Below are 4,835 nucleotides of genomic sequence, written 5' to 3'. Positions count from 1 at the left end.
GTTAATATTGTTAAATCACACTATCAGTAAGATAAGATTATGGCACACATGCAGAACGACTATATATCTTCTGTTTGCTCTTCTTCAATACCAAGTAATTCTTTTAGATATTCTATCAATCTTTTCTTACCTTCTCTGCTTCTAATTTCATAAACTTTTAAAGGGGTAATCTTCTTGTATATCTCACACTCATCAATACCTAAATCCTTACTCCTTGCCTGACAAACCCTAATTGCAACGTCATTTAACTGAGCATCAAAGGTGTCTGCAAAGTGGATAAGGTATGCCTCTATGGAGTTGGGTCTTGAAGGTGAGGAATCCCCGTGATGGGAGGCAACAATCTTTATAACCTCAAGTGGAAAGTCCCTCTTGTAGAGTTCTGCAACAGCAAGGGTTAGGTGGTCTAAATGGAAATTTTCAATATGGTCAAATTTATCCCCTTCTCTTATGTAGTTGAAAGGTTTCATAATATCGTGCAACAAACCACCAGCGATAATCAAATCTTTATTTATTTTTATCCCATAAACCTCCTCTAAAACATCTGCCATTTTTAATGCCAACTTTGTAACTGCTATTGTATGCTCTATTAATCCCCCTTCATATTTATGGTGCCATTTTATACTTGCTGGGGATGATTCTGGAGGAATTTTCGTATCTTCAATCTCCTTATGTGTGGGAATTGGATTTTTTAGAAATTCTATGACTTTCTCCCTCAAATTTTCATCTCTTATTTGTTCTGCCAACTTTAAAAGTTCTTCCATTTCAATCACCAAAATTGTTGCAATTTATAGTTGTTTGCGAATTTTATTAGGATCTATTTATACGTCCCAATTTTTAAATGTCATTATTTGGATCTTAAATTTTAAAATTGGGTTAAAATTTATCGGAGTTATGTCAAAGTTCTAATGCAAACAATATGGTTGCTATACAATAAATAAAAAATAATTTAAATAATGATGGAAATAATAGAGACTATTGTTTTAGAATTCTATAAATATTTGTGTGATAGTATGATAGAACTTGCAAAAAAACATGTTAAAAAAGTTCTTGAGGTTTGTGGAGCAAATAGGAATTGCGAATACTACCCTTGTCATTTCGATGGACAGGTTTGCTTATGGTGCTATTGTCCGTTTTATCCATGTGAAGATGAAAATCTTGGGGAATGGGTGGAGAAAAAAGATGGAACAAAAGTTTGGAGTTGTATGAAATGCCATTGGATACACAAGCCAGATGTTGCATGTGAAGTTTTAAGAGAGATTCTTGAACTTACAAAGGACAAAAGCATAGATGAATCTATTGATCTACTGAACAATAGGGAGATGTTGCTAAAAATTAAAGATAAAGTCATTAAAAAAATGGAAAAATAATGTCGGTGGTTGTTGATGCTTCTTTTAGTGGCGTACTTAGCAAACATCATCCTACTATTTCTTGCGTCTCTAACTGATATGAAGGAGAAGATTATTCCGCATAAATACGTTATTGCAATGTTAATCATAAACCTCGCTGTTGGATATTATTATTTCGGAGTTGATGCAGTAATTGCCTTTTTTTCAACGCTAATTTTGTGCTTGATATTGAGTATTGGTATGGGAGGTGGAGATGTAAAGATTTTCTCCGCTTTAGCCCCGTTGTTTGCCTTTGATATGGTTTACTATTTCCCAAAGTATATTCTAATTCTTATCGGTTTAAGTGCTGGTTTGGCAGCGTTTTTCCCGATGCTTAAGATTTTGAAGGTTTATTGGAGAGATATGATCCCCTCATCATGCTATTTTACAATGGTTATAGGAATTTTGGATTATATCATTCAGATATACAACATCCCGTATGCGACATTGGTCGTTTGGGGCTATATTATACTATCAATAGTCCTATCTAAGAAAGTCCAAAACTACAGGAATATTACAAAAACACTTGGATATTTATTCCCAATTTATTTACTCGGGATGTATCTTTTAGATACCAACTACTTTATATCGAAGAACGTACTTTTAATGTCCTTAGTCTACCTTGGAGAATTAACACTAATTTCTATTGTGATATATGCGTTAATGGGTGTGGAAGTTTCAGATAAAAAACGGATAGATGAGTTAAAAGAAGGGGATATTTTGAGGGACATTATCGTATTGAAGAACGATGGAGATGTCGTTATTGAAAACGCAAGTTTGGTAAAGAGAATAAAGTATCTCATAGATTATGAAAAAGGTGGAAAAAAGGATTACAAACTAATATTTACTGATGGAGAGGGTTTGTCAGAAGATACTATAAAACTTCTCAAAGAACTGAATGAAAAAGGAAAAATCCCAAACGAACTAAACATCTTAAAAACCTACCCTTTCGTTCCATTTGTATTCTTAGCATATTTGATTGTTTTGGCAATACTGTTTTTTAAGAACCATATGTGGGTAAACATATTATAAACAACATATATATTCAGTATCATAATATCATATTTTTTGGTGTTTTCTATGACTACCATAAGTTGCACAACCTTGTTCTTTTGGGAATATCCTATTGAAGAAATATGTGATATATTTAAGAGTATAGGGTTAAAAGGCATGGAACTTTTTCCAGAAAATCCTGAGTTTTGGAATAGGAGATTTGATGAAGACTACTTAAAAGAGATAAAGCCAATTCTATCAAAGTTTTACTTAACAATCCACGCCCCATATATTGAGTTAAACCCATCATCCACAAACCACCACATCCAAGAAGCCACTATTAAAGAAACTTTTTGGGCAATAGATTTAACTAACTTTTTAGGAGGGGAAATCTTAACAATCCATCCTGGAAAAAGACCAACAAAAAGACCACCTACTATGGAAGAATATGAAAAATTTTACCACTATTTGGACGTTTGCACAAAATATGCGGAGGAAAAGTCCGTACTCCTCTCCCTTGAAAATATGCCAAAACTTATTAACTACCTATGCTACTCGGTAGAAGAGATAAAGCAGATTATTGGGAAATATAAAATGGGGTTAACTCTCGACTTTGCACATGCAAAAGAAAATGCAGAAAAATTTGTTGAAGAATTGCATGAATATGTAAGAAATGCTCATGTTTCTGGAGTTTGTGATGGGAGGGAGCATTTTCCACTACGTAACTCCCAGATAGATTTTTCAATACCAATAAAAAAGTTAATTGATTATGGTTATGATGGAAGTTTAGTTATCGAGGTAAATGATTTAAATTATAACAGAGAACTTTCTAAAGAGGAAAAAATATCCGAATTAATAAAAGAAATTGAATATTTAGAAAAATTAATATAATCTGAGTGAGGATTATGTGCTCGATAAGCGGAATAATCTTAAAGGATGAAGATGAGCCGAGTAGTCTAAGGAAGGAGATCTCAAAGCATCTATTAATGATGATGAGAATATTAAAACATAGAGGTCCAGATGCGTCGGGAATGTTGGTGGATGATAAAGTTCTATACTTCAAGGATTTTAGAGAAGTTAAAGAAAATATCACTGCAGATTTTAGTTTTGGGCATAATAGGTTGGCTATTGTTGGTTCTGCAACCCAGCCAATTCCAAATGAAGATGAAAGTTTGTGGGTTATATGTAATGGGGAGATATACAATTACATTGAGTTGAGAGAGGATTTATCAAACCACAATTTTAAAACAGATACTGACTCAGAGGTTATTGTTCATGCGTATGAAGAGGATATGCTGAATGAACTTGATGGAGAATATGCTTATGCAATATATGACAAAAATAACAATTCTTTAATTTTAAGGAGAGATACTTTTGGAGTTAAACCACTATTTTATTTAGATAGAAAGGATTATTTTGCATTTGCTTCTGAAAGAAAGGCATTGTGGTATTTATTGAAAAAAATTGAGGGAATTGATGGAAATCCAAAACATCTAAATGAATACATAAATAGATTAAGTCCAAACAGTGAATTAACCTATTATTTGAAGGATAACAAATACACCATAACAAACAATCTTGAAAAGTTGAGGTTTGATTACTTAAAATACAAATCTTATGAAACCTGTAAAAAAGAACTTGACAATGCGTTGTGGAATGCAGTTTGGAAGAGAACGAGAGGCATTGGGAGGGTTGGAATTATCTATTCTGGGGGTGTTGATAGCACATTGATTGCAAAGATGGCATCTGAGTATTGTGAGGTTATTTTATACACTGTAGGAACAGAAGAAAGTGAGGACATAAAATATGCAGAGAGAGCGGCAAAAGATATGGGATTAAAACTTAGGAAGAAGATTATAATGGAAGAGGAGTATGAAAGATATATCTTTGAGGTTGCAAAGGCAATAGATGAACTTGACTTGATGAAGATCGGAGTAGGTATTCCAATATACGTTGCATCTGAAATGGCAAGGGAAGACAATATAAAGGTTGTTTTATCTGGTCAAGGGGCAGATGAGTTGTTTGGCGGATATAGCAGGTATGAGAGAATTTTGAGAGAAAAGGGAGAGGATGAGTTAAAAAAATCCCTATTAGAGGATGTTATGAATATATACAAGGTTAATTTGGAGAGGGATGACCACTGCACAATGGCAAATAGTGTAGAGTTGAGGGTTCCATTTTTGGATAAAGATGTTGTGAGGGTTGCCCTATCAATTCCAGTAACCTATAAAATGGATGAGATGAGGAAGAGGATTTTAAGGGATATTGCATCAAAATACATCCCAGATTACATCGCCTATAGGCCAAAAAAAGCCGCACAGTATGGAAGTGGCAGTGAAAAGATGATATTCAAAGTTGCAAGAGAATATGGATATCCAAAAAAAGAGATAAACAAATTCTTTGAAGAGGTTGTTTTAGAGGAGGTTAATAAATCAGTATCTCCGAACATCATACTAA

The 4,835-nt window shown here is 33.5% G+C and carries 5 protein-coding genes; 4 read left to right on the top strand and 1 reads right to left on the bottom strand.

Annotated elements, in window-relative coordinates:
- Window positions 1–59: 59 nt before the first annotated feature.
- Complete coding sequence (locus tag METFODRAFT_RS09070) at window positions 60–761, bottom strand: HDIG domain-containing metalloprotein (protein ID WP_007045311.1); 702 nt, start codon at window positions 759–761, stop codon at window positions 60–62.
- Between the two features lie 249 nt (window positions 762–1,010).
- Between METFODRAFT_RS09070 and METFODRAFT_RS09065 the strand changes: the two genes are divergently transcribed.
- The 4 genes from METFODRAFT_RS09065 to asnB form a co-directional block, all read left to right on the top strand.
- The gene (locus METFODRAFT_RS09065) at window positions 1,011–1,367 is read left to right on the top strand and encodes a cysteine-rich small domain-containing protein (RefSeq protein WP_048115839.1); all 357 of its coding nucleotides are present in this window, start codon (window positions 1,011–1,013) and stop codon (window positions 1,365–1,367) included.
- Window positions 1,368–1,382: 15 nt separating this feature from the next.
- Window positions 1,383–2,417, top strand: coding sequence for an A24 family peptidase C-terminal domain-containing protein (locus METFODRAFT_RS09060; RefSeq protein WP_007045309.1), 1,035 nt, complete (start codon window positions 1,383–1,385; stop codon window positions 2,415–2,417).
- A gap of 48 nt (window positions 2,418–2,465) precedes the next feature.
- A complete protein-coding gene (locus METFODRAFT_RS09055) occupies window positions 2,466–3,269 on the top strand; it encodes a sugar phosphate isomerase/epimerase family protein (RefSeq protein WP_007045308.1) in 804 nt (267 codons plus the stop codon).
- A 14-nt stretch (window positions 3,270–3,283) separates the two neighbouring features.
- The coding region (asnB, locus tag METFODRAFT_RS09050) for an asparagine synthase (glutamine-hydrolyzing) (RefSeq protein WP_007045307.1) at window positions 3,284–4,835 on the top strand (1,552 nt) is incomplete at its 3' end.

The organism is Methanotorris formicicus Mc-S-70 (genome assembly GCF_000243455.1).
Lineage (GTDB): Archaea > AGJL01 > Methanococci > Methanococcales > Methanococcaceae > Methanotorris > Methanotorris formicicus.
Note: the sequence above shows the minus strand (reverse complement) of the source record. Positions and strands in the feature narration are given on the sequence as shown.

Excerpts from the sequence above, each read along its gene's own strand:
- METFODRAFT_RS09065 (WP_048115839.1), top strand. The coding sequence starts at position 1,011 with ATGATAGAACTTGCAAAAAAACATGTTAAAAAAGTTCTTGAGGTTTGT.
- METFODRAFT_RS09060 (WP_007045309.1), top strand. The coding sequence starts at position 1,383 with ATGCTTCTTTTAGTGGCGTACTTAGCAAACATCATCCTACTATTTCTT.
- METFODRAFT_RS09055 (WP_007045308.1), top strand. The coding sequence starts at position 2,466 with ATGACTACCATAAGTTGCACAACCTTGTTCTTTTGGGAATATCCTATT.
- METFODRAFT_RS09070 (WP_007045311.1), bottom strand. The coding sequence starts at position 761 with ATGGAAGAACTTTTAAAGTTGGCAGAACAAATAAGAGATGAAAATTTG.